Here is a 26,346-nt window from a genome sequence, read left to right on the forward strand (position 1 = left end):
GCTGCAACCGCGGGAGATCCCATTGAAGGACGATGAAACCAGGCACGAACGGGAAATCGCGACCCGGCTCGTGACCGCGGGCCGCCGCAGCGAATGGACCGGCCCGGTCGTCAATCCTCCCGTCTGGCGCGCCAGCACCCATCTCTACGAGAACATGGCCGCCCATGCCGAAGGGCCGCGCCACAACGAAGACGGCCGCTTCTTCTACGGCCGTCGCGGCGCGCCGACGCAATGGGCGCTCGCCGACGCGCTGACGGGGCTCGAGCAGGGCGCGGCTGGGACGGTGCTCTATCCCTCCGGCGTCTCGGCGATCGCGGGCGTGCTGCTCGCACTGCTCAAGCCGGGCGATATCCTGCTGATCACCGACAATGCCTACGATCCCAGCCGCGTCATGGGCCGCGGGCTGCTTGCCGATTTCGGCATCGAGACCCGGTTCTTCGACCCGCTCGATCTCGACGCCTACGCCGCGCTGTTCTGCGAGCGCACCCGCGCTGTCCTGCTCGAAGCGCCCGGCAGCCTCACGATGGAAGTGGCCGACGTGCCCGCGCTTGCCGCGATCGCGCGAGAAAAGGGCGCGGTCTCGGTGATGGACAACACCTGGGCCGGCCCGCTCGGCTTCCAGGCGCTGGCCAACGGTGTCGATGTCGTCCTGCACGCGCTGACCAAGCACGTCGGCGGGCACTCGGACCTGATGATGGGCAGCGCAAGCGCCGGCGAGGAACTCTACCAGACGCTGCGCAAGCGCGCGCAGACGCTCGGACTGGTGGTGTCGCCCGACGACGCCGCACTGGCGCTGCGCGGCCTCAGGACGCTCAAGCTGCGCATGGAGCAGGAAGCCGCAAGCGCGCTGCGCCTGGCCGAATGGCTTTCGAAACGCCCGGAGGTCGCCGCGGTGCTCTGCCCGATGCTGCCCGGAGCCCCCGGCCACGAGATCTGGAAGCGCGACTTCACCGGCGGCTGCGGCCTGTTCAGCTTCGTCATGCGCGGCGGCACGATGGCCGCACGCAACGCCTTCATCGACGCGCTCGACCTTTTCGGCATCGGCTATTCGTGGGGCGGGTTCGAAAGCCTGGTCACACCGGTCGACGCAAAGCCGCTGCGCGCGGTCATGAGCTGGCCGCCGCCTGGCTGCGCGACCGAGGACCGCTTCGGCGTGCGCCTGTCGGTCGGGCTCGAGGACCCGGACGATCTCATCGCCGACCTCGAGCAGGCCTTCGCCGCGATGGCCCGGCGATGAGCGCCGCGCTGCAGGTCGTCGATCCGGAAGCCTTCGCCAGCGAAGCCCCCGTTCCCGTTCCGTCGCCGACCGCCACGGTAACGCGGATCATCGAGCAGCAGCCCGTCTCCGGCGCCGACGGGATCAAGGAAGCGGTCGCGTCCAAGAGCGAAACGTTCGGCGGCCTCGTCAACACGCTCGACAGCCTCGCGCTTCAGGTCGGCACCACGCGCATCTCGCTGTGGGACATGATCGTCGTCCTGCTGGTCATCGCGGTGGTGATCGTGGTCGGATACTTCGGCGGCAAGTTCGCGAACCGGCTCATCGAGAAACTCACCCGTTTCGACCAGACGCAGCGGCTGCTCGCCGAAAAGCTCGTGAGCCTGCTCGTCTGGGCGATCGCGATCATGGTCGGCATCGATGTCCTCGGCATCGATCTCACCGCGCTCGCGGTGTTCTCGGGCGCATTCGGCCTCGCCATCGGTTTCGGTCTGCAAAAGACCTTCGGCAACCTGATCGCGGGCATCATCCTGCTGCTCGACAAGTCGATCAAGCCCGGCGACGTGATCGCCGTGGCCGACCAGGCGGGCAATTCCACCTTCGGGCAGATCCAGAAGATCGGTATCCGCGCGGTCTCGCTCACCACGCGCGACCAAAAGGAATACCTCATCCCGAACGAGAACCTGATGATCAATCAGGTTGAGAACTGGTCCTACTCCTCGCGCAACGTGCGCATGCAGGTGCAGGTGGGGGTGAGCTATCTCGCCGACATGACGAAGGCCGAAGCGCTGATGCTCGAGGCCGCGCGCAGCGTCGATCGCGTGCTCGACGTGCCGCCACCGACGGTCTGGTGGGAATCCTACGGCGACAGCTCGGTGAACTTCATCATCCACTGCTGGATCCGCGACCCCGAGGAGGGTGTCGGCAACGTGCGCTCGGCAGTGCTCAAGAGGCTGTGGAACCTGTTCAAGGAGCACGACATCGAAATTCCCTACCCCCAGCGCGACATCAACCTGCGCGACGGCAAGGCCTTCCGCGAGCTGCTCGCCGCCATGCGCGAGAACGAGGCGCCAGGGCGCCCCGATCCGAAAGACGACGGCTGACAGGAGACGCCGCCCGATGGTTCCCGCAATCCCGAAAACCCCGCCCTCGCCTATCCGCTTCGCGATCACCTGCCTGGCCCTGCTGCTCTCGATCTGGGGGGCCGGCGCGGCTGGCGCCCAGGCAGCGCCAGAGCCGATGCGCATCGCCACACGCGAGGCGCCGCCCTTCGTGACGAAGGGGCCCGACGGAAGCTGGCAGGGGCTCGCCATCGATCTGTGGCGCGATATCGCCGAGCGCCGCGGCTACGACTACGCCTTCGAGGAAGCGAGCCTTGGCGACATGATCGACGGTGTCGAGGACGGCCGTTTCGACGCGAGCGTCGGCGCGCTCACGATCACGTCCGCGCGCGAGGAAGTGGTCGACTTCACCCACCCGTTCTACGCCACCGGCTTCGGGATCGTCACCGCGAAGGCCCCGCCGGGCTGGATATCGCTGTTCCGCAACTTCTTCACGCTCGAATTCCTGAAGGCGGTCCTGGCGCTGAGCGCGCTGCTGGCGGTGGTCGGCGTGCTGTTCTGGCTCGCCGAGCGCAAGCGCAACTCCGAGGAATTCGGCCCCGGCGCGCGGGGCGTGTTCTCGGGCTTCTGGTTTTCCGCGGTGACGATGACCACGGTGGGTTACGGCGACAAGGCCCCGCGCACCCTCCCCGGCAAGATCCTCGCGCTGGTCTGGATGTTCGCGGCGATCATCATCATTTCGACCTTCACCGGCATGATCGCATCATCGCTCACCGCCGGCCAGTTGAGCGGGGCGGTGTCCGGCCCCGGCGATCTGCCTTCGGTGCGCGTGGGCTCGATCGCCGACTCGGCGAGCGACGAATGGCTGACGCAGGACGGCGTGGGTTTCACCGCCTTCGCCGATGTCCGCTCCGGGCTCGAGGCGGTGCGCGACGGGCGGCTCGACGCCTTCGTTTACGACAAGCCCCTGCTCGCCTATCGCATGCGCAACGGAGACCTGTCCGACAAGCTGCGCTTGCTGCCGGGGACCTACGGCCGCCAGGACTACGGCATCGCCCTGCCCTTCGGCAGCGCGCTGCGCGAACCGATCGACGTCGAACTGCTGAAGTCGATCGAAAGCGATGCCTGGCGCCAGCGGCTCCGGACGGTGGTGGGCGAGCAGTGATCTTCCAGGGTGATGAAATCAGAAGGCGGGTTCGTAGCCCGGAGGCAGATCGCCGTCGTCGTCCTGGCCGGGAACGTGGATGCCGCATTCGGTCTTGTCCCAGCCCTTCCAGCGGCCCGAGCGCGGGTCTTCGCCCGGCGCGACCTTGCTGGTGCACGGCATGCAGCCGATCGAGGGGTAACCCTCGGCCACCAGCGGGTGCGGCGGCAGCTCGTGCTCTTCCATGTAGGCGGCGATGTCTTCCGGGGTCCAGTCGATCAGCGGATTGATCTTGAGCCGCCCCTGCGCGTCGGACTTGTCGATCTCGAAGCGCGGCAGGCTGGACCGCGTCGCGGCCTGGAACGCCTTGCGCCCGGTGATCGAGGCATCGAACTTCGCCAGTTCCTTCGCCAGCGGCTTGACCTTGCGGATTTCGCAGCAGCCGTCGGGATCGTAGGACCAGCGCAGCCCGCTCTCGTCCTTCTTCGCCAGTTCCTCGGCATCGGGTTCGAGGTTGCGCACGCCGGTAAGCCCGAGCCGGGCGACGAGTTCGTCGCGATAGGCCAGCGTCTCGGGGAAGTGCTTGCCCGTTTCGAGGAACAGCACCGGCGTCGCCGGATCGACTTGCGCGATCAGATGCAGCAGCACCGCGCTTTCCGCGCCGAAGCTCGATACGACCGCGACCTCGCCCGCCATCCGCTCCTTGAGCAGCGTTTCGAGCATCTCGAGCGTGCTGGTGCCGCGAAACAGGCGGTTGAGGCGCACGGCCTCCTCTTCCTGGAAGCGCGGGCCGGTATCGATGCGATCGCGCGTGCGGATCTTGTCGGTCATGGTCTTACACTCCGTGGCGAAGCGCCCAGATCGGCTTCCGGCCATCGCCGGTGGCCTGGTAAACGTTGTCCCAGCGGTCGAACGCGGCCTGCGCATCCTCGGGATCGAGCGGATGCGCGGGCGCGAAGGCGTCGAACCCGCAGCGCTTTAGGTGCGAGAGCATGTCGATGACGACATCGCCCACCGCACGGATCTCGCCGGCATAGCCCGCCTCGCGCAGCACGCGCGCCGAGGAATAGCCGCGTCCGTCGGTCCAGGCGGGGAAGTTCACTTCGACAAGTGCGATGCGATCGAGATGCGGCAGCAGCGCGCGGGCATCGTCGCCCGGCTCGATGCGTACGGCGGTGGCGTTGGTCTGCTCGGCGAACGCGTCGACGGTGACGGCGGGGTCGTTGACCGCTTCGTCCTCACGGAACCGGAACTGGACTTCAACCATAAAGCGCCTCCTTGAACGGAGCCATGCCCAACCGCCGATAGGTATCGAGAAAGCGTTCCTCGCCCTGCTTCTCGCGCAGGTAGACATCGGCAACCTTCTCGACCGCGTCGACAATGCCGTTCTCGTCGAAGCCCGGACCGGTGATCTGACCCAGCGAGGTGTCCGCCGCTTCGGAACCGCCGAGCAGGAGCTGGTAGTTCTCCACGCCCTTCCGGTCGACGCCGAGGATGCCGATGTGGCCCGCGTGGTGATGCCCGCAGGCGTTGATGCAACCCGAGATCTTGAGCTTCATCTCGCCGAGCGCATCCTGCTTCTCCTGCGCGGCGAAGCGCTCGGAGATCTTCTGCGCCACCGGGATCGAGCGCGCATTGGCAAGGCTGCAATAGTCGAGACCGGGGCAGGCGATGATGTCGCCCACGGTATCAATATTGGCAGTGCCGAGATCCGCCGCGTCGAGCTTCCGCCAAAGCGCGTAGAGATCGGCCTTCCTCACGTGCGGGAAGACGATGTTCTGCGCGTGCGTCACCCGCATTTCGTCGAACGAGTATTCCTTGCCGAGGTCGGCCATCAGCCGGATCTGGTCGGCCGAGGCGTCGCCCGGAATGCCGCCGACCGGCTTCAGACTCACCGTCGCGCTGATGTAGCCGGGCGCCTTGTGCGCGTGGCAATTGCGCTCGACCCAGAGGCGGAAATCGGGATCGGACAAGTCCAGATCATCGGCCAGCCCGATCTCGAACGGCGGGTCCTGGAAATAGGCTCCGATCCGCTCGAGCTCGGCGAGCGGCGGCTCGATGCCCTGGGTGAGCAGGTGCGCGAACTCTTCCTCGACCTGGCGCGTGTATTCCTCCTTGCCCAGCTCGTGGACGAGGATCTTGATGCGCGCCTTGTACTTGTTGTCGCGGCGACCGTAGCGGTTGTAGACGCGCAGGCAGGCCTCGGCATAAGTGATGAGCTGGTCGAGCGGCACGAACTCCCGGATCATCGGCGCGATCATGGGGGTGCGGCCCATGCCGCCGCCCGCATAGAACTGCGCGCCGATCTCGCCCGCGTCATTGCGCACCATCTTGATGCCGATGTCGTGCAGCTTCATCGCCGCGCGGTCGGTCTCGCTGGCGATCACCGCGATCTTGAACTTGCGCGGCAACGTGAGGAACTCGGGGTGGAAGCTCGACCACTGGCGCAGCAGTTCGGCATAGGGACGCGGGTCGATCACCTCGTCGGCGGCGGCCCCGGCGAACTGGTCCGAACTGATGTTGCGGATGCAGTTGCCGCTGGTCTGGATCGCATGCATCTCGACCGTCGAGAGATCGGCGAGGATGTCGGGCGTGTCCTCCAGCTTGATCCAGTTGTACTGGATGTTCTGGCGCGTGGTGAAGTGGCCGTAGCCGCGATCGTACTTGTCGGCGATGTCCCCCAGCATGCGCATCTGCTCGGAGTTGAGCGTGCCATAGGGCACCGCCACGCGCAGCATGTAGGCGTGGAGCTGGAGATAGAGGCCGTTCTGAAGCCGCAGCGGCCGGAACTGCTCCTCGGTCAGCTCGCCCGAAAGGCGGCGGCGCACCTGGTCGCGGAACTCGGCGACGCGGGTGTCGACCATCTGCTGGTCGTATTGATCGTACTTGTACATCTCAGATCACCCAGTTGAGCGCTTCGGGGTCGGCGGGCTTGAGCGTGAGGTCGGGCCGCACCGTCGGGCCGAGCGCGCGGATGCGGTCCTTGATATGCGCGGGCCGCACGCCTTCGTCGGTCTGGACCCCGTCGATGACATAGGCGGCGAAGACGCGGCGCGCGGCTTCCTCGCGCGCGATGATGTCCGCGCCGCCTTCGCCGACATCGACCGCATCGTCGACGTGCAACGACCAGCTTTCGCCGTCCCACCAGGTGACGGCGCCGGTCTTGAGGTCGTTTCCGGTCAGGATCTTCATCGTGCAATCTCCAGCGCCAGCGCGCGAACGGACGTATCGGGTTCGGCGGCCACTTCGCCGATGACGATCAGCGCCGGGCTCTTCACCCGTTCGCGCTCGACGAGGCCGGCGAGGCCGGCCAGCGGAGCGCGCAGCACGCGCATGTCGGCGCGCGTCGCGTTCTCGATCACCGCGACAGGCGTGCCGGGAGAAAGACCATCGGCCATGAGCTTTTCGGCGATCGAGGCCGACGTCGCCACCCCCATGAAGATCACAAGGGTGCGGCCCTTGCCCGCGAGCCCGGCCCAGTCCTGCTCGGAAAGGCCCTTGCATTGCCCGGCGACGAACGAAACGATCGAGGCATGGTCGCGATGCGTCAGCGGCACTTGCGCCGCCGCCGCCGCGCCGAGCGCGGAGGTGATGCCCGGCACGATCTCGACCGCGACGCCCGCCGCGCGGCAGGCCTCGGCCTCTTCGCCGCCGCGTCCGAAGATGAAGGGATCGCCGCCCTTGAGCCGCACGACGTCGCGCCCGGCCCTGGCCTCGCGAACGAGCAGGGCGTTGATCTCGTCCTGTGGCATCGAGTGGCGGGATCGGCTCTTGGCGACCGAGACGAGCCGCGCGTCGGAGCGCGCCATGGCCAGAATCTCGGTCGAAACCAGCCCATCGTGCACGATCAGCGGCACGCTCATCAGCAGGCGCGCGGCCCGTAGCGTCAGCAGATCGGGATCGCCCGGCCCGGCGCCGACGAGGTGGACGGTGCCCACGCGCGCGTCTCCGGTCGATGTTGGCAGTTTCGTCATGTTGGCGAAATGGTCCGCACCGGCAAGGATTGCCAGCGAAAATGGCTTTGGTCGTCCCTAGGAGAGCTTTAGAGCCAGCCCTGCCCGCGATACCATGCCGCGGTGGCGGCCAGGCCCGCGCGCGTTTCGATCGTCGGCCGCCAGATTGCCCGCGGCACCGCCGCAGCCGGATCGCAGACCCAGTCGGGATGCGCGAGATAGGCGGCGCGATCGCGCGTGAGCTTGGCTTTCGGCCCCCGCAGCGCCTCGTCGATGCGCGCGGCGAGGTTCATGACGCGAGGCGGCAGGCCGATCACGCGGACGCGGCGGCCCACCGCCTCGCCGATCGCATGCGCCAGTTCGCGGTGCGACCAGCCTCCGGGCACGCCATCGTCGGGTTCGTGGCACGCGCCCAGCGTCTCGCCATCGCTGCGCTCCGCCAGCGCGAGCAGCAGCCGCGCGAGATCATCGACGTGGATCATCGACGCGCGCCCGTCGGCGGGCACCGGCACCACGCCCCGCCGTGCCGCGCGGAACAGATCGAGCATGTCCTTGTCGCGCGGGCCGTAGATGGCGGGGGGCCTGATCGTGGTCCAGTCGAGACCGCTTGCCGCCACCGCAACCTCGGCGCGCGCCTTCGAGGCGCCATAGAGCGAGAGCTGCGGCTCGCGGGCAGACAGCGAAGAGACATGGACGAAGCGCCGCACGCCCTGCGCCCGCGCGGCTTCGACGACGGCGCGCGTACCCGCCACGTTGCCGCGCTCGAACCCATCCCGATCGGGCGCGCTGACCACGCCCGCGACGTGGATCACCGCGCCGGCGCCGCGCACCAGATCGGCAAGCGCCTGCCGGTCGGCGAGATCTCCCGCGATCCAGCTCACGCCCTCGCGCTGCGCCTGCGGCCTTCGCGTGAGGGCACGCACCCCGGTCCCGGCGGCGAGCGTGCGATCGAGCAGCGCGGCACCGACGAAGCCGGTCGCGCCGGTGATCGCGATCGTCACTTGAGGACCATCTGGTCGCGGTGGACCACCGCGCGGCGCGGCGCATAGCCGAGAATCTCGGCCTGTTCGTTGCTGTGGCGGCCGATCAGCAGAGCGCATTCGGCGGCATCGTATTCGGCGAGGCCATGCGCGATCACCCGGCCGTCACCGGTGCGGATCGCGATCGGATCGCCGCGCACGAATTCGCCCTCGACCCGCGTGATGCCCTTGGCGAGCAGGCTCGCTTCGCCCGCTAGCGCCTCGGCCGCGCCCGCATCGACCACCAGCGCGCCGCGCAGCCGCATGCGTCCGCCAAGCCAGGCCTTGCGCGCACCGGCCTTGCGGCGCGGGCGAAACAGCGTGCCGATGCCTTCCCCCGTCGCACGCGCGATCGGGCGGTCATGCGTGCCGTTGGCGATGACCAGAGCGATTCCGGCAAGGTCGGCGATCTCGGCCGCCTGGAGCTTGGACGTCATGCCGCCCGAGCCCATGCCGGACGCCGACTCGGCGCTCGCCATGGCATGCGTCGCCTTGGTGACACCCGCGACTTCGGGAATCAGCTTCGCGCCCGCTTCCTTCGGGTTGCGGTCGTAGAGCCCGTCGACGTCGGAGAGCAACAGCACCGCGCTCGCCTTCGCCGCCTGCGCGACGCGCGCGGCGAGCCGGTCGTTGTCGCCGAAGCGGATTTCCTGCGTCGCCACGCTGTCGTTCTCGTTGACAACGGGCACCGCGCCCGCATCGAGCAGCCGCATCAGCGTCGCGGTGGCATTGAGGTAGCGGCGCCGGTCCTCGAGGTCGTCGAGCGTGAGCAGCAGTTGCGCGGCGGTGAGGCCATGCGCGGCGAGCAGGTCGGACCACAGGCCCGAAAGCAGGATCTGCCCGACGGCGGCGGCGGCCTGCGCGTCGGCAAGGCTGCCCCGCCCCCCCTTCTCGAGGCCGAGCTTCGCCGCACCGAGCGCGATCGCGCCAGAACTCACGACGATCACATCCTGACCACGTTTCCGCGCCTGCGCGATCTCGGTCACGAGGCCAGCAAGCCACCCATCGCGCACCCCGCCGCTGTCAACGAGCAGCGAGGAGCCCACCTTGATCACAAGGAGCGGGCACTGAACCTTGTCGGCAAGGTCGGAAAGGCAGGAAATAGCCATGGGCGCGCCACTTAGGCCAAGTTGCGCGGCAGGAAAACAGGATCGTTGGCCCGGCCTTCGAGCAGCGCGGCCCGGTCAGGACTCGCAACGCGCTTCCTCCGGCGCTGAAATAGATATATCTTTCGATGCACAGGTGGGTTCGCAAAAGAGGTTCGCATCATGCCCCAGTCGGTGTCGAGAATCACTCGCGTTGCTCTGGCGATTTCAGTCCTGGCAGTGCTTTGCCCGAGCGCGAACGCGCAGATCGTGTCGCGGACGCCACCGAGCGGTGACGCCGCACCCGACCTTTTCGATGTGGGTTTCGACGATGATGGCAATCGCGCGCAGCAGACGCTGCAGGATACGCTCGAGACGATCAAACGGAGCCGCAAGCAGGGCAAGATTTCCAAAGCCGAAGCCCGCGTCCTGCGCAAGGACGCCCGGCGAATCGCCTCGGCGGCCGAGCGATATTCGCGCGACGGCCTGTCGCAATCCGAATCCCGCGAACTCGAAACCCGCGCGCACGCCCTGAAAAGCATGACCGACGCCCAACGCTTCGCGGATCACGCGCCGCGCTAAGGGCCCAGGCGCGCCGGCTGCGAAGGATCAAAGCGGCGACCAGGGCCTCTCGTCGGCCTCTTCCCGCTCGCCGTCTGGCCGTTCGGTCACGGTGGCGGCGGGCAGGTGGCCGATCACCGCGTCGAGCAGCTCTTCGAGCCCCTGCCCGGTCGCGCCCGAGATCGCGAAGACCTCATCGGCGCCCGCCTCCATCAGTTCGCCGGCGAAGTCGGCGGCGAGTTCGGCATCGGCGAGATCGACCTTGTTGAGCACGACGAGGCGCGGTTTGTCCGCCAGCCCGCCGCCGTAGGCTTCGAGTTCTTCCTCGACCACCGCCAGCGCCTCGGCCGGGTCCTCGCCGCCGATGTCGATCAGGTGGATCAGCACCCGGCAGCGCTCGATGTGGCCGAGGAAGCGGTCGCCGATCCCGGCGCCGTCGGCCGCGCCCGCGATCAGGCCGGGAATGTCGGCCAGCACGAACTCGCGCCCCTTGTGGCGCACGACGCCAAGCTGCGGGTGCAGCGTGGTGAAGGGATAGTCGCCGACCTTGGCCTTGGTGTTGGTCAGCTTGTTGATGAAGGTCGACTTGCCGGCGTTGGGCAGCCCCACGAGGCCAACGTCGGCAAGCAGCTTGAGCCGCAGCCAGACCCACATCTCCTCGGCCGGCAAGCCGGGCTGGTGCTGGCGCGGCGCGCGGTTGGTGCTGGTCTTGTAGCTTTCGTTGCCGCGCCCGCCGAGCCCGCCTTCGAGCATGGTCACGCGCTGGCCCGCCTCGGTCAGGTCGGCGAGCACCGTCTCGCGGTCCTCGTCCGAGATGATCTGCGTGCCGACGGGCACCTGGATGACCAGATCCTTGCCGCCCGCGCCGTGACGGCTCTTGCCCATGCCGTGGCCACCGCGCGGCGCCTTGAAGTGCTGGGTGTAGCGAAAGTCGATCAGCGTATTGAGCCCTGCCACGGCCTCGAACACGATGTCGCCGCCCTTGCCGCCGTTGCCGCCGTCGGGCCCGCCGTACTCGATGTACTTCTCGCGCCGGAAGCTGACCGCGCCGGGCCCGCCCGCACCCGAGCGAATGTAGATCTTGGCCTGGTCGAGAAAATGCATGGGGCAGTATCCGGCGGTTTTTCCGATGAGTCGAGTCCGGCGGCGCGCGCGCCGAACCGGTTGCGACATAACAAAAAACCGGCCGGCCACCTTGGCCAACCGGTGCAATTCATTCGATCCGCGATATGCTGGTGGAGCCGAGGGGGATCGAACCCCTGACCTCGTCATTGCGAACGACGCGCTCTCCCAGCTGAGCTACGGCCCCGTTCCAGCAATCGCGCGAAGCGGTCACCCCGCGTCGCGAGCGGCCCCCTTAGCGAAGAGGTCGCCCGCTTGAAAGAGCAAAAATGCGTGTCGGATCACGTTCCGTCGCGAAGCGAGATCGCCGGGGTCGGAGCGGGGACCGACACGGTGACCGGCGGACCGGCGCCGTAAAGCGATTCCCAGGCCCTCAAGTCCGAGCGATACTGGTCATAGCTGTTGAAGAATTCGCGGAACGGTGTGTCGACCTTGTCGAGCCCGTTGAGCGCATAGGTCTCGAGCTGACCGGCGGGAACCGTGAGCAACTCGTTCGAGACTTGCAGCGCGGCGTTGCAGAACGCCGATTTCACCGGCGGCAGCGCGAAATAGTTGTAGACCTGCGTCTGATAGGTCTCGCGCTCGCGAATGTAGACCTTCGAGCCGTAATTTTCGCGGAATCTGCGATCGAGATCCTTATTGACCGAGGCCAGTGCTTTGCTGTGGGTCTGGAGGAACTGCGAATATCCCGCCAGGATCGGTGCGTATTGCGTGTCGAGGCAGTTGAGCGCCGCGACGTTGTAGGCCGAACGTAAATTCCAGATCTTCTGCTCGGTCGAAATGTTGCTGTTCACGGTCACGCGCGTGCCGTCGATGCCGACCGGCGGGATCGTGAGCCCTTCGGCCGCGCCAAGCGGCGGACGGGGCTTGGGCGGGATGGTCACGACCACCGGGGGAGGCGGTGGCGGCGGCGGCGGCGTGGCGCAGCCGGCAAGCGCGACGATCAGGATGGCGACGAAACCGCCCAGGGCCGTGCGGAAAGCGGGTAACCGTGTCAACGAACCTCTCCAGAGAGCATGGCGGTCAGTTTAACGTTCCGCGCGGACAAAGGAAATGCCCGGTGCGACGAAACGCACCGGGCATCGAGATTGCCGTGATCGATACCTGTGGACTGTTCGGATCAGTCGCGCTGCCCCATGAAATAGAGCAGGAACTGGAACATGTTGATGAAGTCCAGATAGAGGCTGAGCGCGCCGAGCACGACGGCCTTGCCCATGAACTCCGTCCCGCGAAGCTGGTAATACTGCGCCTTGAGCCGCTGGGTGTCGTAGGCCGTGAGGCCCGCGAAGATCAGCACGCCCAGGATCGAGACCACGAGCTGCAGCACCGTCGACTGAACGAAGAGGTTGATCACCATCGCGATCAGGATACCGACCAGGCCCATGACCAGGAACGAACCCATTCCCGACAGGTCCTTCTTCGTGGTGTAGCCGAACAGGCTCAGGCCCGCGAAGGCGCCGGCGGTCGCGAAGAACGTCGTCGCGATCGACTGCTGCGTATAGACGAGGAAGATCGTCGACAGCGAGAGGCCCATCAACGCCGCGAAGCCCCAGAACATCGCCTGAAGCGCGCCGGTGCTGAAGCGGTTCGCGCCGAAGCTCATGGCCATGACGATCGCGAGCGGCGAAAGAATGATCAGCCACTTGAGCAGGCCGCCGCCGAACATGATCTGCGCGGCCATGCCCGAACTGGCGAACAGCAGCGAGACGATGCCGGTGAGCAGCACGCCCGAGGCCATGTAATTGTAGATCGACAGCATATACTTGCGCAGGCCCGTATCGTAGCCGGCGCGACCGTCAGTGCGTCCACCAAGGCTAGGAGACGCACCGAAGCCCGAACGGGGCTGGGGGTCGTTCCAATTCGCCATTTTCCTTCAACTCCCTTTCCGGCTCCATGCGCCCAATGCGCGCCGGTTGGGACCAATATCGGACCGCAGCCTTAAGGATTCAAGAAAAACCGGGTCGGATTCGATTGTGACAAATCGTATCAGCCTTCGCGCGCCGCCGCGGCCATCTCGGCGTTGCGTTCACGCGCGGCGCGCATCGCCGCGGTGACGAGACCGGCAAGCGCCCCGCCCTCGTCGAGGACATCGAGCCCGGCGCGGGTCGATCCGCCCGGACTCGCGACCCGATCGGCAAGCTCGCCGGGCGACAGTTCGGACGAGGCTGCAAGCAGCCCCGCGCCTTCGACCATGGCCAGCGCGAGCCGCCGCGCCTGCGCCTCGGGCACGCCGAGCGCCACCGCGCCGCCTGCCAGCGAATCGATGAAACGATAGACGAAGCCCGGCCCGCAGCCCGCCAGCGCCGTCACTGCGTCGAACAGCGCTTCGTCGAACCATTCGGGCGTGCCGAGCGGCTGCATGAATTTGGCGACGGCATCGCGTTCGCGGCCTTCCAGTCCGCTCTCGGCCAGCGCGATCGGCGACTTGCCAATCGCGGCCGCGAGGTTCGGCATGATCCGCACCACCGCCCGGCCCTGGGCGAAGCGCCGCTCCAGGCTGGCGATCTCGACCCCCGCCAGGATCGAGAACACCACGGTTTCCGGTCCAACGGCTGGCGCGATCCGCGGTGCGAGCTGATCGAGCATCTGCGGCTTGATGCCCAGCATGACGGCGTCGAAGGCCCCTTCGGGCATCTCGCGCAGCAGCGTCACGCCCTCGGGCGCTTCGGGCAGGCCCGGATCGACCACGGTGAAGCGCGAGGGCTCGATCCCGCCGGCAAGCCAGCCGGCGAGCATCGCTCCGCCCATGTTGCCGCAGCCGACGATCAGGAATTTGTCAAAAAGCGCCATGCCCCGCGCCTAGTGCGCCTCGCCGCATTTGCCAAGCGTCGCGGCCGCGGCAAGCGGGGAAGGCCGCGTCAAGCCTCGCCGGCGGCGTCCACCAGCGCCGCGGCGAGCGCGTCGCGCGGGCTCTTGTCGCCCCACAGGATGAACTGGAACACCGGATAGAAACGGTCGCACTCCTCGATCGCGGTCTCGACGATGAGCTGCGCCTGCGCGGGGCCAAGCAAGCCCTCGTCGCCCAGCATCAGGCCGTGGCGGTAGAGCACCACGCCGCCGTTCGACCAGACGTCGAAATGGCCCAGCCAGAGCTGCTCGTTGACCAGCGCCAGCGCCTCGTAGACGGCGGCGCGCTTGGCCTCGGCCACGCGGATATCGGGCAGGCACAGAAGCTGCAGGACATGATCCTCGGCGCGCCAGATCGCCTGGAACTGGTAGGTCGCCCAGCTTCCCTTGACCTCGGCCGAAATCTCGTCGTCTCCGACATATTCGAAGGACCAGTCGCGCGCTTCGAACAGCGATGCGAGCATCTCGACCGGCGCGGCGTCGTCGTCCTGTTCGATATTTTCCTGCACCATTCTCATATCGGCGATCTGTCCCTCCGTTCCGATGACTGGATGCGTCGTGATGGGGCCGCAGCACAATACGATTGAGGTTAACCCCTGCGTATAAGTCGATAACCCTGTTTACAGCGTGTGGAAAAGGACAAGCGCCTCTTTATCCAAAGCCATCATCATTTGTCGCCCAGAATATCGACCACCTGGCCTGCGGGGCTGGTCCACACGAAGGCCCCGTCGAAGCCGGCCTTGCCCGCGTCGGCCAGGAACGAAGCCGCCGCCTTCTGGCTTTCGAACGGCCCTGCGAGGACCCGGTTGGTGCGGCCCATCTGCGAGATATGCGCCTCGCGCCCCTTGAACAGCGCCGCGTTGCCGCGCGTCCACTTGCGCCAGTCGAAGGCGATCGCGTCCTTGTTGCGACCCACGCCGAGCTGAACCCAGATGCGGCTGGGATGGCTCGGCGGCGCCGGTTTCGGCTTGGCCTTGGCCGCCTCCCTGGCCTTGGCGGCAGCGAGTTCGGCGGGGTCTGGCTTGGGTTCGGGCTTGGCCGGCTCGATCCGGCGCAAGTCGACCGCGCCCGAAATCGGCCCGCCCTGGGTCGACGGCTTGCCAAGGTCGGAAAACGCGTCGAGCAGCGAAACGCGTTCGGGCTCAGGCTCCGGCGCGACGGCGGCCTGGGCGGGTCCCGACGATGCCGCCGTCGGCTCGCCCGAACTCGAATCGATGATGCTGGCCGGCGAGGGAATGTCCGCAGCACGCGGCGACGAAGACGTGGCCTGAGCAGGCCTGGCGCTCGAAAGCCTCGCGAGATCGAAGCCCGGAGCGGGGGTTGCCGAGGAGCCGGGCGCCACCGCCTGACGCACGGGCTGGCTTTGCGGCGGCGGCGAAGCGGTCGCGGACGGCGCCGCAGCGGGCTTCGTCTCAGCCGCCTTCGCGCTCGCCGCGGCATTGAGCGGCGGCAATTCCTGGCCGCCACCGCTGCGCTCGATCGCGGGCTTGGGCTCGGGAGGGGCGACGCGCTCTTGCTCCGCCCTGGCGACCTTGGTCGATCGCGCGGGCGCGGCCTGCTTCGGCCTGTCCGCGCTCGCGGCCTTCTTGCCGAGACCGCTGCCCTGCGGAATCAGGCCCGCGTCGGCGGTCCCGGCCTTGGGCTGCGCAAGCGGCTTGGGCGCGTAAGCCGCGATCTTCGGATCGTCGCGACCGATCTCGGACGCGCGCGGAAACTGCCCCAGATTGGCCGCCGCCGCCTGCTGCGCGGGCGTCAGACGCGGCATGTACCGCAGATAGGGCGCAACCCGCTCGGCCAGTTCGGCGGGCAGGATCGTGTTCGAGATCTTCACCGCCTCCTTGATGTCGCCAAGGATCGCGAGCGTGAACGCGCGCGTGCGCCAGGCCGGTTTGTCCTGCTCGCGCAGCAACGGCATCAGCGTCGCCTCGCTCGCTGCGCCGTCCCCGGCGATCGCCTGACTGACGGCGAGCCGCCGCCGGAGCACCTCGTTGTCGCCCTTCTTGAGCGCGGCGGCGTAGTATTGCTGGGCCCGGGCGCTGTCGCCGACGAGATCGTAGGCGAGTCCGCGTTCGGCGGCGAGCGTGTCGGCCGAGGCGCCTGCCGCGACGGCCGCGTCGAACATCGGGATCGCCGCGACCGGATCACCCTTCAGCACGAGCGCCGAAGCCATTCCGGCCTTGACCCGGGGGTTGTTGGCCGAGATCTGGTCGGCCCGGCGAAAGAAGCCGAGCGCCGCATCGGCATCACCCATTGCGCTCGCGGCGTCGCCCGCATCGAGCAGGGCTTCGACGTCGCGCGGATCGCGTCCGAGCTTGGCCAGCGCGGCATTGAGGCGCACGGTATCCTGGCTCGGCAGCGGCTGCACGACTTCGCGCGCGGGCGCCGTACCGGACAGCGCAATTGCGGAGAACGGCAAGGCCAGCGCCAATGCCGCCGTCAGCCGCCGCGCCGTCCGATGCTTCATGTCATCACTCAAGATCGCGTACTTTCCGCCCGATTCCTGCGGCCGTCGTCCATGGGCGACTCGCGCCAAGGCGCACCTCATAGACCCCGGCGCCTCCGACGACAAAATCGGCGGACCACACGGGGGGACCAGGGAGCGCGTTACGACCGTGCGCGACGGAATGGCTCAGGCCACATGAACCAGACGCGAACCGGCGACGCGCACGCGCCGCCGTCGCGCGCGGGGCTACTGGTTGTTCTGCCGCCCGAGGAAACGCGGAATGCTGATCGAACCGGCCTCCTCGTCGTCTTCCTCGGCTTCGGCCGTGCGCGAATTGCGCGAGAGATTGGCCATGCGCTCGAACAGCGTGCTGCCCGAAACCTGCGGTCGGTTGGGCTCGGGCTGCTTCTGCGCGACGGCTTCCTGGCTGCCGACCAGCGGCCGGCGGCGTCCGGAGATCGGCGTGACCGGCGCATCGCGTTCGGCAAGACGATCGGCATCGAGCAGAAGCTCGTCGCTCTTCTTCTCCTCGGCGGGCTTTTCGGCCTGCTCAAGCCCAAGCTCGAGCGGCTCCGCCCGGTCGCGCGTGCCCGAAAGGCTGGCGTAGCTGCCGTTCGCGGTCTCGTCCTCGGCTTCCTCCTCGCGCTCGGCGGCCGGCACTTCCTGGCCGGCGTCGAGCTCGAGTTCGCTGGCGTACTCGTCCTGCGATCCGGACGAGACCTGCTCGGCCCCGGCGAGATCGAGCGGCTCTTCGGCGGCGACTTCGGGCTGCTGCTCTTCGGACGGGGCCACCGGCGCACGCGGACCGCGCTCGAAAAGCGGCTGTACGTCGGCGCCCGTCGAGGCCGGCGTCGGCGTCGCCGCCGGGCGCATCGGCCCGCGCGACATGCCGAGGTTGACCGGGCGGGAGGCCTGTTCGGCCTGTTCGGCGCTCTGCTCGATACCGGTGGCGACGACCGAGACGCGGATGCGGCCCTGCAGATCGGGATTGAACGCCGAACCCCAGATGATGTTCGCGTCCGCATCGACCAGTTCGCGGATGTGGTTGGCGGCTTCGTCGACCTCGAGCAGCTTCATGTCCTCGCCGCCGATGATCGAAATGATCACACCCTTGGCGCCCTGCATCGAGACGCCGTCGAGCAGTGGATTGGCGATCGCGCGTTCCGCGGCCTCGAGCGCGCGGTTGGGGCCCTCGCCCTCGCCGGTGCCCATCATCGCCTTGCCCATCTCGCCCATCACCGAACGGACGTCGGCGAAGTCGAGGTTGATGAGGCCCGGCATGACCATGAGGTCGGTAATCGAGCGCACACCCTGCTGAAGCACTTCGTCGGCGAGCTGGAACGCTTCCTTGAAGGTCGTCTCTGCCTTGGCAACCAGGAACAGGTTCTGGTTGGGGATGACGATGAGGGTATCGACTTCCTTCTGCAGCTCCTCGATCCCCGCCTCGGCGGCGCGCATGCGGCGCGTGCCCTCGAACAGGAACGGCTTGGTGACGACGCCGACGGTGAGCACGCCCTTCTCGCGCGCGGCGCGGGCGATGATCGGCGCGGCGCCGGTGCCGGTGCCGCCGCCCATGCCAGCGGCGATGAAGCACATGTGCACGCCTTCCAGAAGGCGTTCGAGTTCGGGCAGCGTCTCTTCGGCGGCGGCGCGGCCGACTTCGGGGCGCGATCCCGCGCCCAGACCCTGCGTGATGTCGGGACCGAGCTGGATGCGGTTTTCGGCAACGGCGTTGTTGAGCGCCTGCGCGTCGGTGTTGGCGACAACGAAGTCGACGCCTTCGATCTCGGCCGCGATCATGTTCGCAATGGCGTTGCCACCGGCTCCGCCGACACCGAATACGACGATGCGCGGGCGCAGTTCATCGATCGCCGGCGGTCCGATATTGATGCTCATCTTACTCTCCTGGCACGAAACGCGCGGATAGATTCCTTAATCGCGTTTGATTGCACGCATCGACTCGCCGAACCAAGGTGGCCCGGGCCTTTGTCCACAGTCCGCGCGCGCCCGGGGCGGGTCCCCGGCCCGTCGAGGATAGGCGCATCGGCGCCCATCAGAAATATTCCTTCAGCGCTTGGAATACACGGCTCACCACGCTTCGGCCGGGCCGGATCGCGGTCTGGTGGCGAGCCCCCAGGCGCCGAATGTCGATCGGGTCGTGGGCGGCGTATAACACAAGACCCGCCAGCGTTGCGAACCCGGGCTTCACATGCGCCTCGGCAAGCCCGGTGAGATGGGGAGTCGTCCCGATGCGGACCGGGCGGCCGAGCGCCGCCTGCGCGAAGTCGGCAAGGCCGACCAGCTCGGCGCCGCCGCCGGTGAAGACCACCTGCTTGCCGCGCTGCTCCTGCGAGCGCAGCTCCTTGAGCGCCTTGCCGACGTCTTCCATCAGCAGCCCGAGCTGGGTGGTGATCACCCCGATCAGCTCGGCGCGCGGGATACGGTTCTTCTCGTCGGCGTGGCGCGCGATGGGGCCCGCATCCTCCTCGCCCGGCGCGTTGACCGGGATCATTTCGCGATGGTCGTGCGGGCTCGCCAGCGCCGATCCGCTGACGCACTTGAGCCGCTCGGCCTGCGAACGCCGGATGCCGAACACCGAAGCGATCGCGTCGGTGATATCCGACGAGCCGCGTGGGATCGCGATCATGCCGCGCAGCAGCCCTTGCGCGTAGACCGCGACGTTGGTCACTTCCGCGCCGAACTCGACCAGCGCGACGCCGAGGTCGCGTTCCTCGGGAGAAAGACAGGCATGACCCGCCGCGATCGGCGAAGCGACCACCGCCTCGACCTCGAGATGCGCGTTCTGGACGGCCTCGGTGAGATTGCGGATCGGCGCGCCGTCGGCGAGCATGACGTGGATGTTGACGCCAAGGCGCTCGGCATGGAGGCCGCAGGGATCGGCGACGCCGTGCGCGCCGTCGAGCCGGTACTGCGCGGGCTGGGCGTGGAGCACCATGCGCCCGTCGGGGCGGATCGCGTCGCGTGCGCACACGAGCAACTGGTCGATGTCGTCCTGCTCGATCCGGCGGCCGTTCATCTCGGTATCGACTTCGACCACCTGGCTGGCGAGCCCCGCGCCGGCACAACCCACCCACACGCTCTGCACGCTTTGGTTGGCCATGCGTTCGGCGCGGTCGATGGCGTCGCGCACGGCATGCGTGGCCGCGGCCATGTTGGTCACGTAGCCGCGCTTGATCCCGGCCGAGGCACGGTGTCCCGAGCCCAGCACGACCATGTCGCCAAGCTCGGTGATGCCGGCGACGATCGCGGAAATGCGGAACGAGCCGAGGTTCACCGCGCCCACGACGCGTACGATACGAGGTGCCGGCATCAGTCGATCTCCTCCCTGCCCCGCCCTGCCCCGGCGGCAAGCGCGGCCTCCATTTTCGCCCTTTCGGGAATGCGCAGGTAGATCCGGTCCTTGCCGCGCATGTCGACCACCTTGACGGGACCGCCGAGCAGGCGGTTGGTGCCATCGAGGCGGGCGAAGGCGACGAGCGCGGAACTCGCCTGCTTGTCGCCTTCGGGCAACGCCAGGACTTGCCCGGTCTTGAAAGTCAGGTTCCAGCGCCGGTTGCCGATCCATTCCGCTTCGCGCACGCGCGGCTTGAGTGCAGGCGCGGCGGCAAGCAGCCCGCCGAGCTGCGTCACCTGCTGGCCGGCGCCGAGCCCGGAGACGATCAGCATGCCTTCGGCGTCACGGCGGCTGATCGGCTCGAGTTCGTGACCGGTCGCGTCGATCAGCACGAAGCGGTCGGCCTTGCGCAGCACCGCGTGCGGCTTGCGCTCGACGATGTCGATGACGAGCGTATCGGGAAGCTGGCGCGAGACGCGCGCATCCTTGACCCACGAGAGACCGAGCAATTCGGTGCGCAGCCCTTCGAGATCGACCTCGGACATCGCCTGGTTGCGCTGCGCGAGCGCGCGTTCGTAGACCTTGAGCTCGTTGAGGTTCTCGACCCCGCGCACTTCGACGTGCGCGACTTCGAAACCGGCATCGGCGGCGATCGCGGCGACCTGCCGCCGCGCCATTTCCGGCACGCCCATCATCGCGGCCGTGACCCAGGCGATCGCGACCACCACGGCCAGCGCGACGACGAGCACGATCTTGTGAAGCTGGTCTTCGGAAAAAGGCAGCGCGCCCATCACCGTGTCGAGCAGGCCGCCGGTCGTCGCCTTGGCCTTGCGCACCTTGCGGCGGTTGCCCTGCGCCGCGGCGGCCTTGCGCGCGCTTGTCGGCTTGCGCCGGTTCTGCTGACTCATCCGCGCCCCTCCTGCGGTTGCTTCGCCTTCGCGTCGGCCAGCGCCTCGGCGATGATCGCCTCGACCAGTTCGGGATAGTCCATGCCGCAGGCCTTGGCCTGTTCGGGCACGAGGCTGAGCGGAGTCATGCCCGGCTGGGTGTTGGTCTCGAGCAGGAACAGGCCCTCGACCCCCTGCGTATCGTCCCAGCGGAAGTCGGAACGGCTCGTCCCCCGGCAGCCGAGCAGGCGGTGCGCGCGCAGGGCGAGGTCCTTGCAGGCGGCGGTGATCTCGTCGGGCACCTCGGCGGGGCAGACGTGCTCGGTCATCCCGTCGGTATATTTCGCGTCGAAGTCGTAGAAGCCGGACTTGGGCCGCAGCTCGGTGACCAGCAGCGCGCGGTCGGCGATGACCGCCGTCGTCAGCTCGCGCCCGCGAATATAGGGCTCGGCAAGCAGCCGGTCGAACTCCTGCCAGGGGCCCTTCGCCTCGGCGCTGATCGGATTGCCGTAGTTGCCCTCGGCGGTGATGATCGCGACGCCGACCGAGGAGCCCTCGTTGACCGGCTTGAGCACGTAGGGGCGCGGCAGCGGATCGCGCCGGTATAGGTCTTCGGTCTCGACCATGCGCCCGCCGGGCATGGGAATACCGTGCGGGACGAGCGCCTGCTTGGTCAGTTCCTTGTCGATCGCGATCACCGAGGTGGCGAGGCCCGAGTGCGTGTAGACGAGACCCATCAGGTCCATCATCCCCTGCACCGTGCCATCCTCGCCCGGCGCGCCGTGGAGCGCGTTGAACACGACGTCGGGCGCGGTCTCGGCGAGCCGCTGCGCGACGTCGCGGCCCATGTCGATCCGCGTGACCTTGTGGCCCTTGGACTCGAGCGCCTTGGCCACGCCCTCGCCGCTCATCAGCGAGACCGCCCGCTCGTTCGACCAGCCGCCCATCAGGACCGCGACGTGGAGCTTGGGAAGAGTCATTCGCGGCCTACTCGCTGGATTTCCCACTCGAGCATGACGCCCGAGCTGTCCTTCACCCGGCGGCGCACCTCCTCGCCGAGCGCCTCGATCTCGGTGCTGGTCGCCGCGCCTGTGTTGATGAGGAAATTTGTGTGCTTTTCGCTCACTTGCGCGCCGCCCAAGGCGAGGCCCCGGCAGCCGGCCGCGTCGACCAGTTGCCAGGCCTTGTGGCCTTGCGGGTTCTTGAAGGTCGAGCCGCCGGTCTTGCTCCGCAGCGGCTGGCTCGCCTCGCGGCTGGCGGCGATGCGGTCCATCTCGGCCTGGATCGCGGCGGGCTCGCCCGGAGCGCCGCGAAAGCGCGCGGCGACCACGATCGCGCCCTCGGGCAGCTCGGAGTGGCGGTAAGTGTAATGAAGGTCCGCATTGGCGAGCGTGACCAGCTCGCCCGAGCGCAGCACGACGTCGCAATCGACCAGGATGTCCTTGACCTCGCCGCCATAGGCCCCGCCGTTCATCCGCACGAAGCCGCCGACCGTGCCGGGAATCGAGCGCAGGAATTCGATCCCGGCGATACCCTTATCGCGCGCCGTCGAGGACACGAGGATGCCGCTTGCCCCCCCGCCGCATTCGAGCGTGACCGCGTCGATTGCCGAGACGTGCGCGAAGGGCTTGCCCAGCCGCACCACGACGCCCGGCACGCCGCCGTCGCGCACGATCATGTTCGAGCCGAGCCCGAGCGCCATGACCGGCACTTGCGGATCGAGTTCGTGCAGGAAATGCCGAAGATCGGCGAGATCCTTTGGCTCTAACAGCCAGTCCGCCACACCGCCCGACTTGAACCAGACCAGCGGCGCCAGCGGCGCATCCGGCGTCAGCTTGCCCGCGACCTGGGGGAGCGTATCGGCCATCACGCCGCCTGCCTCCCCCGGATCGCGTCGGCGAGCCCGGCCGCCCACTTGGTGATGTCGCCCGCGCCGAGGCACACGATCATGTCGCCCGGACGGATCGTGGCCGCCAGCGCGCCGGCAAGGTCCTCCGCGCTGTCGACGACGTGCGCATCGCGGTGGCCGCGCGCCTTGAGGCCATCGACCAGCGCGGCGGCATCGACCCCCGCGATCGGGGCCTCGCCCGCGGCGTAGACCGGGGTGACGTAGACCGCGTCGGCATCGTTGAAGGCGGTCTGGAACTCGCTCATCAGGTCGCGCAGGCGGGAATAGCGGTGCGGCTGCGCCACAGCGATCACGCGCCCCTCGACGCCCTCGCGCGCGGCGGCGAGCACCGCGCGGATCTCCACCGGGTGGTGGCCGTAGTCGTCGATCACGGTTGCCCCGCCCACTTCGCCGACGCGGGTGAAGCGGCGCTTGACCCCGTCGAACTTGGCGAAGCCGTTGCACACGATCGTCTCGGGGCAGCCCATCTCGATCGCGACGGCGACCGCCGCGAGCGCGTTCTGGACATTGTGGCGACCAGGCATGGGCAGCTCGATACCCTCGATCCTGCGCGTCGCCCCGTCGCGCTCGCGGATCACCACGTCGAAGCGGTTGCCGCCCGGGATCGGCGTCACGTTCTCGCCGCGGATATCGGCCTGCGCGGAGAATCCGTAAGTGATGACCCGCCGGTCGCGAACCTTGGAGATCACCGCCTGCACTTCGGGGTGATCGATGCAGAGCACCGCCGCGCCGTAGAACGGCACGTTCTCGATGAACTCGACGAAGGCATCCTTCACCGCCTCGAAGCTGCCGTAGTGATCGAGGTGCTCGGGATCGATGTTGGTGACGACCGCGATGGTGCCGTCGAGCCGCAGGAAAGAGCCGTCGCTCTCGTCGGCCTCGACGACCATCCAGTCGCTCTCGCCGAGCCGCGCGTTCGAACCGTAGGCATTGATGATGCCGCCGTTGATCACGGTCGGATCGACTCCGCCCGCCTCCAGCAGGCAGGCGACCATCGAGGTGGTGGTCGTCTTGCCGTGCGTGCCCGCCACCGCGACGGTGTTCTTGAGCCGCATCAGCTCGGCAAGCATCTCCGCGCGGCGCACCACGGGAATGCGCGCCTCGAGCGCGGCCTTCACTTCGGGGTTGTCACGCTTCACCGCAGTCGAGGTGACGACCACCGCGCAGCCCGCGACATTGGCCGCATCGTGGCCGATCAGCACCTTGATGCCGCGCTTTCTCAGGCCCTCGACGACATAGCCTTCGGCGATGTCGGAGCCCTGCACGTCGTAGCCCAGGTTGTGCATGACCTCGGCGATCCCCGACATGCCGATGCCGCCGATGCCGACGAAGTGGATCGTGCCGATATCGGTCGCGACGCCCTTCATTCGGCGCCCTCCATCGCCAGGGCTTCCTTGCCGCTCGCGACGGATTTCGGCTTCACGCGGATGACATCCATCAGCGGTTCACCGCCGAAGCTCTCGACCAGGTCGGCGAGATCGGCGGCGGCGTTGGGATAGCCGCAGTTCCACGCGGCGTGCGCCGCGTTGGCGAGCGTTTCGGGATGCTGCGCCATGGCCTGGATCTGCTTGGCGAGTTCGGTCGCGGTGAAGCGCTCCTGCCGGATCGCGCGCGCGCCGCCCGCCGCGACGATCTCGCGCGTGTTGGCGGCCTGGTGGTCGTCGGTGGCGATGGGCAGCGGAACGAGGATCGCGGGGCGGCCGACCGCGGTCAGTTCGGCGATCGTCGAGGCGCCGGCGCGGCCGATGAACAAGTGCGCGTCGGCGAGCCGGTTTTCCATGTCCTCGAAATAGGTCGCGAGCTCGGCGGGAATGTCGTGCGTGGCATAGCGGTCACGCACCGCCGCGATGTCCTCGGGACGGCACTGCTGGATCACCTGGAGCCGCGAGCGCAGCGCGGGCGGCAGCATGGCGAGCCCGTCGGGCACGATCTCGGAGAGCACCCGCGCGCCCTGGCTGCCGCCGGTCACGAGAATGCGCAGCAGGCTCTCGGCGGTGAACGCGGGAAACGGCCGGTCGCGCAGCGCCAGCACCTCGGCGCGGACCGGATTGCCGACGAGCGTGACCTTGTCCGCGAGCTTGGCCGGAAGCCGATCGACCTCGCCGCACGAGGTCGCGATCGCATCGACCCTGGGTGCGAAATAGCGGTTCACGCGGCCGAGCACCGCGTTCTGCTCGTGCAGCACGGTGGGCAGCCCCGCCGAGCGCGCCGCGAGCAGCGTCGGCAGCGCCGGATAGCCGCCGAAGCCGACCACGGCGGAAGGCTCGAAGCTTTCGAACAGGCGCAGCGCCATGCGCCGCCCCTCGAGCACGCCGCGCGCGCCCTTGATCCACCCGAGCGGGTTCTTGCCCGCTATGCGCCCGGGCGGAAGGATGTGCGCGGGCAGGAAATCGGGCTTGCCGGGGATCGCCGCGCCGCGCGTATCGGTGATCAACGCCACGTGGTGCCCGCGCCGGTCAAGCTCGGCCGCCAGCGAGAAAGCGGGGATCAGGTGTCCTCCGGTTCCTCCTGCGGCGAGGACGTAGTGGCGGCTCACGGCGGTCATCGTTTGTCTCCAAGGTCGCTGCCAAGATCGCTGAGCGAAAACCGCTCACCCTGGATAAAGGGATTTCTGCGGGTGATGGCCAGCAGCAATCCGATGCTCAGCCCCATCGCGAGGGTCGAGGAGCCGCCGTAGCTGATGAGCGGCAAGGTCATGCCCTTCGACGGAAAGAGCTGGAGATTGACGAGGATGTTGATGAAGGCCTGTCCACCGAACTGCGCGGCGAAGCCGGTCGCGGCGAGCACCGTGAACAAGTCCTCCTCGCGCACCAGCCGGATCAGCACGCGCAGCACCAGCGCGAGGTAGAGGATCACCACGACCATGCACGAGAGCAGGCCGAACTCCTCGCCGATAACCGAGAAGATATAGTCGGTATGCGCTTCGGGCAGCGCCAGCTTGCGCTCGCCCATCCAGAAGCCGAGCCCCGTCCAGCCGCCGTTGAGCAGCGTGCGGCTGGCAAGGTCGACCTGGTCGAACGCGGTGCCGCCGCCGAGGAACGAATCGATGCGGCGCTGCGCGTTGTCGTAGAGGAAATAGGTGGCGATGATCAGCACGACCCCGCCCGCTCCGGCGACCGCGATGCGGCGCACGTCGATGCCCGACAGCAGCACCAGCGTGAACCAGGTCCCGGCGAACAGGATGGTCGAGCCGAAGTCGGGCTGCGCCATGAGCAATGCCGAAACGAGCGCGACGATGCCGAACGTAACCGACATCATCGGCAATTGCTCGTCGCGCACCTTGAGCGAAAGCAGCCAGGCAAGCAGGATCGGAAAGCCGCACTTGAGGAATGAGGACGGCTGCAGCGAGAGGCCGAGATTGAGCCAGCGCCGCGCGCCGTTCACCTCGAAGCCGAGGAACGGCACCAGCATCAGAGCGAAGATCATGCTCGCCGCGAGCACGATACCGAAGCGACGGGCCATGTCCTTTGGCAGTGTGGAGGCCGCCAGCATCGCCCCGAGCGCGACGATCTGCCAACGCACGTGAAGATAGAAGAAGTGGAGGTCGTCGAGCGACTTGGTCGAGGTCGACAACCGCCGGGCGCTCGCCGGCGAGCCCGCCGCGACGCTGACAGTGCCGATGATCATCAGGATCAGCGCCAGCATCAGCACGCCGCGATCGATTTCCTGCCACCAGATCTGCATCGCGCCGCGCCGCCCGCCGCGATAGTGCGTCACCGCGCGGCTCTTGGCGGCGCCGTTGAC

The 26,346-nt window shown here is 68.0% G+C and carries 25 protein-coding genes and 1 tRNA gene; 4 read left to right on the plus strand and 22 right to left on the minus strand.

What is annotated here, in order from left to right; all coding sequences use genetic code 11:
• The first annotated feature begins 22 nt into the window (after nt 1–22).
• Genes metC through B2G71_RS09910 form a run of 3 tightly spaced genes read left to right on the plus strand, consistent with a single transcriptional unit; the run spans nt 23 to nt 3,442 of the window.
• Nucleotides 23–1,237, plus strand: a complete 1,215-nt coding sequence (metC, locus tag B2G71_RS09900) for a cystathionine beta-lyase (RefSeq protein WP_240530091.1) — start codon at nt 23–25, stop codon at nt 1,235–1,237.
• Complete coding sequence (locus tag B2G71_RS09905; protein WP_098105613.1) at nt 1,234–2,319, plus strand: mechanosensitive ion channel domain-containing protein; 1,086 nt, start codon at nt 1,234–1,236, stop codon at nt 2,317–2,319. The genes metC and B2G71_RS09905 overlap by 4 nt, the downstream gene beginning before the upstream one ends.
• Before the next feature lie 16 nt (nt 2,320–2,335).
• Complete coding sequence (locus B2G71_RS09910; RefSeq protein ID WP_098105614.1) at nt 2,336–3,442, plus strand: transporter substrate-binding domain-containing protein; 1,107 nt, start codon at nt 2,336–2,338, stop codon at nt 3,440–3,442.
• Between the two features lie 18 nt (nt 3,443–3,460).
• Here the strand turns inward: B2G71_RS09910 and B2G71_RS09915 are convergent, their stop codons facing one another.
• From B2G71_RS09915 to proB, 7 genes are all read right to left on the minus strand, one after another.
• Nucleotides 3,461–4,252 carry a phosphoadenylyl-sulfate reductase gene (locus tag B2G71_RS09915; RefSeq protein WP_098105615.1) on the minus strand — a complete coding sequence of 264 codons (792 nt, stop codon included), beginning with the start codon at nt 4,250–4,252 and terminating at the stop codon, nt 3,461–3,463.
• Nucleotides 4,253–4,256: 4 nt separating this feature from the next.
• A complete protein-coding gene (locus B2G71_RS09920; protein ID WP_098105616.1) occupies nt 4,257–4,688 on the minus strand; it encodes a DUF934 domain-containing protein in 432 nt (143 codons plus the stop codon).
• Nucleotides 4,681–6,315: a nitrite/sulfite reductase gene (locus B2G71_RS09925; RefSeq protein ID WP_098105617.1), complete on the minus strand. Its 1,635-nt coding sequence runs from the start codon at nt 6,313–6,315 to the stop codon at nt 4,681–4,683. The genes B2G71_RS09920 and B2G71_RS09925 overlap by 8 nt, the downstream gene beginning before the upstream one ends.
• Before the next feature lies 1 nt (nt 6,316).
• Nucleotides 6,317–6,613 carry a DUF2849 domain-containing protein gene (locus B2G71_RS09930; protein ID WP_098105618.1) on the minus strand — a complete coding sequence of 99 codons (297 nt, stop codon included), beginning with the start codon at nt 6,611–6,613 and terminating at the stop codon, nt 6,317–6,319.
• On the minus strand, nt 6,610–7,395 hold the full coding sequence (gene cobA, locus B2G71_RS09935; RefSeq protein ID WP_098105619.1) for a uroporphyrinogen-III C-methyltransferase: 786 nt from the start codon (nt 7,393–7,395) through the stop codon (nt 6,610–6,612). Before cobA ends, B2G71_RS09930 begins: the two co-directional genes overlap by 4 nt.
• Before the next feature lie 68 nt (nt 7,396–7,463).
• Complete coding sequence (locus tag B2G71_RS09940; RefSeq protein ID WP_240530092.1) at nt 7,464–8,375, minus strand: NAD-dependent epimerase/dehydratase family protein; 912 nt, start codon at nt 8,373–8,375, stop codon at nt 7,464–7,466.
• The gene (proB, locus tag B2G71_RS09945) at nt 8,372–9,502 is read right to left on the minus strand and encodes a glutamate 5-kinase (protein ID WP_098105621.1); all 1,131 of its coding nucleotides are present in this window, start codon (nt 9,500–9,502) and stop codon (nt 8,372–8,374) included. Before proB ends, B2G71_RS09940 begins: the two co-directional genes overlap by 4 nt.
• Nucleotides 9,503–9,661: 159 nt before the next feature.
• Between proB and B2G71_RS09950 the strand changes: the two genes are divergently transcribed.
• Nucleotides 9,662–10,060 (plus strand): hypothetical protein, encoded by a 399-nt coding sequence (locus B2G71_RS09950; RefSeq protein ID WP_141521543.1) that lies wholly within the window; start codon nt 9,662–9,664, stop codon nt 10,058–10,060.
• A gap of 27 nt (nt 10,061–10,087) precedes the next feature.
• On the opposite strand, the gene obgE is transcribed toward B2G71_RS09950, so the two are convergent.
• The 15 genes from obgE to B2G71_RS10025 all read right to left on the minus strand — a co-directional run bounded on the left by obgE (nt 10,088) and on the right by B2G71_RS10025 (nt 26,286).
• Entirely contained in the window at nt 10,088–11,143 is a 1,056-nt protein-coding gene (gene obgE / locus B2G71_RS09955) for a GTPase ObgE (RefSeq protein ID WP_098105623.1), read from the minus strand.
• A gap of 129 nt (nt 11,144–11,272) precedes the next feature.
• Nucleotides 11,273–11,348, minus strand: a tRNA-Ala gene (locus tag B2G71_RS09960).
• 94 nt (nt 11,349–11,442) lie between these two features.
• A complete protein-coding gene (locus B2G71_RS09965) occupies nt 11,443–12,159 on the minus strand; it encodes a hypothetical protein (protein WP_098105624.1) in 717 nt (238 codons plus the stop codon).
• Nucleotides 12,160–12,281: 122 nt separating this feature from the next.
• Nucleotides 12,282–13,028, minus strand: a complete 747-nt coding sequence (locus B2G71_RS09970; RefSeq protein WP_098105625.1) for a Bax inhibitor-1/YccA family protein — start codon at nt 13,026–13,028, stop codon at nt 12,282–12,284.
• A 119-nt stretch (nt 13,029–13,147) separates the two neighbouring features.
• Nucleotides 13,148–13,951, minus strand: a complete 804-nt coding sequence (locus tag B2G71_RS09975) for a pyrroline-5-carboxylate reductase (RefSeq protein ID WP_098105626.1) — start codon at nt 13,949–13,951, stop codon at nt 13,148–13,150.
• Between the two features lie 68 nt (nt 13,952–14,019).
• Nucleotides 14,020–14,526: a YbjN domain-containing protein gene (locus tag B2G71_RS09980; RefSeq protein WP_098105807.1), complete on the minus strand. Its 507-nt coding sequence runs from the start codon at nt 14,524–14,526 to the stop codon at nt 14,020–14,022.
• Between the two features lie 149 nt (nt 14,527–14,675).
• Nucleotides 14,676–16,472 (minus strand): SPOR domain-containing protein, encoded by a 1,797-nt coding sequence (locus B2G71_RS09985; protein ID WP_141521544.1) that lies wholly within the window; start codon nt 16,470–16,472, stop codon nt 14,676–14,678.
• Nucleotides 16,473–16,697: 225 nt separating this feature from the next.
• Nucleotides 16,698–18,347, minus strand: a complete 1,650-nt coding sequence (ftsZ, locus tag B2G71_RS09990) for a cell division protein FtsZ (protein ID WP_098105627.1) — start codon at nt 18,345–18,347, stop codon at nt 16,698–16,700.
• A gap of 157 nt (nt 18,348–18,504) precedes the next feature.
• A complete protein-coding gene (gene ftsA, locus B2G71_RS09995; RefSeq protein WP_098105628.1) occupies nt 18,505–19,782 on the minus strand; it encodes a cell division protein FtsA in 1,278 nt (425 codons plus the stop codon).
• Nucleotides 19,782–20,714: a cell division protein FtsQ/DivIB gene (locus B2G71_RS10000; RefSeq protein ID WP_098105629.1), complete on the minus strand. Its 933-nt coding sequence runs from the start codon at nt 20,712–20,714 to the stop codon at nt 19,782–19,784. Before B2G71_RS10000 ends, ftsA begins: the two co-directional genes overlap by 1 nt.
• A complete protein-coding gene (locus tag B2G71_RS10005; protein WP_098105630.1) occupies nt 20,711–21,673 on the minus strand; it encodes a D-alanine--D-alanine ligase in 963 nt (320 codons plus the stop codon). Before B2G71_RS10005 ends, B2G71_RS10000 begins: the two co-directional genes overlap by 4 nt.
• Nucleotides 21,670–22,560, minus strand: a complete 891-nt coding sequence (murB, locus tag B2G71_RS10010) for a UDP-N-acetylmuramate dehydrogenase (RefSeq protein WP_098105631.1) — start codon at nt 22,558–22,560, stop codon at nt 21,670–21,672. The genes B2G71_RS10005 and murB overlap by 4 nt, the downstream gene beginning before the upstream one ends.
• Complete coding sequence (murC, locus tag B2G71_RS10015) at nt 22,560–23,969, minus strand: UDP-N-acetylmuramate--L-alanine ligase (RefSeq protein ID WP_098105632.1); 1,410 nt, start codon at nt 23,967–23,969, stop codon at nt 22,560–22,562. The genes murB and murC overlap by 1 nt, the downstream gene beginning before the upstream one ends.
• On the minus strand, nt 23,966–25,147 hold the full coding sequence (murG, locus tag B2G71_RS10020) for an undecaprenyldiphospho-muramoylpentapeptide beta-N-acetylglucosaminyltransferase (protein WP_098105633.1): 1,182 nt from the start codon (nt 25,145–25,147) through the stop codon (nt 23,966–23,968). Before murG ends, murC begins: the two co-directional genes overlap by 4 nt.
• Complete coding sequence (locus tag B2G71_RS10025) at nt 25,144–26,286, minus strand: putative peptidoglycan glycosyltransferase FtsW (RefSeq protein WP_240530111.1); 1,143 nt, start codon at nt 26,284–26,286, stop codon at nt 25,144–25,146. Before B2G71_RS10025 ends, murG begins: the two co-directional genes overlap by 4 nt.
• Nucleotides 26,287–26,346 lie beyond the last annotated feature (60 nt).

The organism is Novosphingobium sp. PC22D (genome assembly GCF_002556635.1).
GTDB lineage: Bacteria > Pseudomonadota > Alphaproteobacteria > Sphingomonadales > Sphingomonadaceae > Novosphingobium.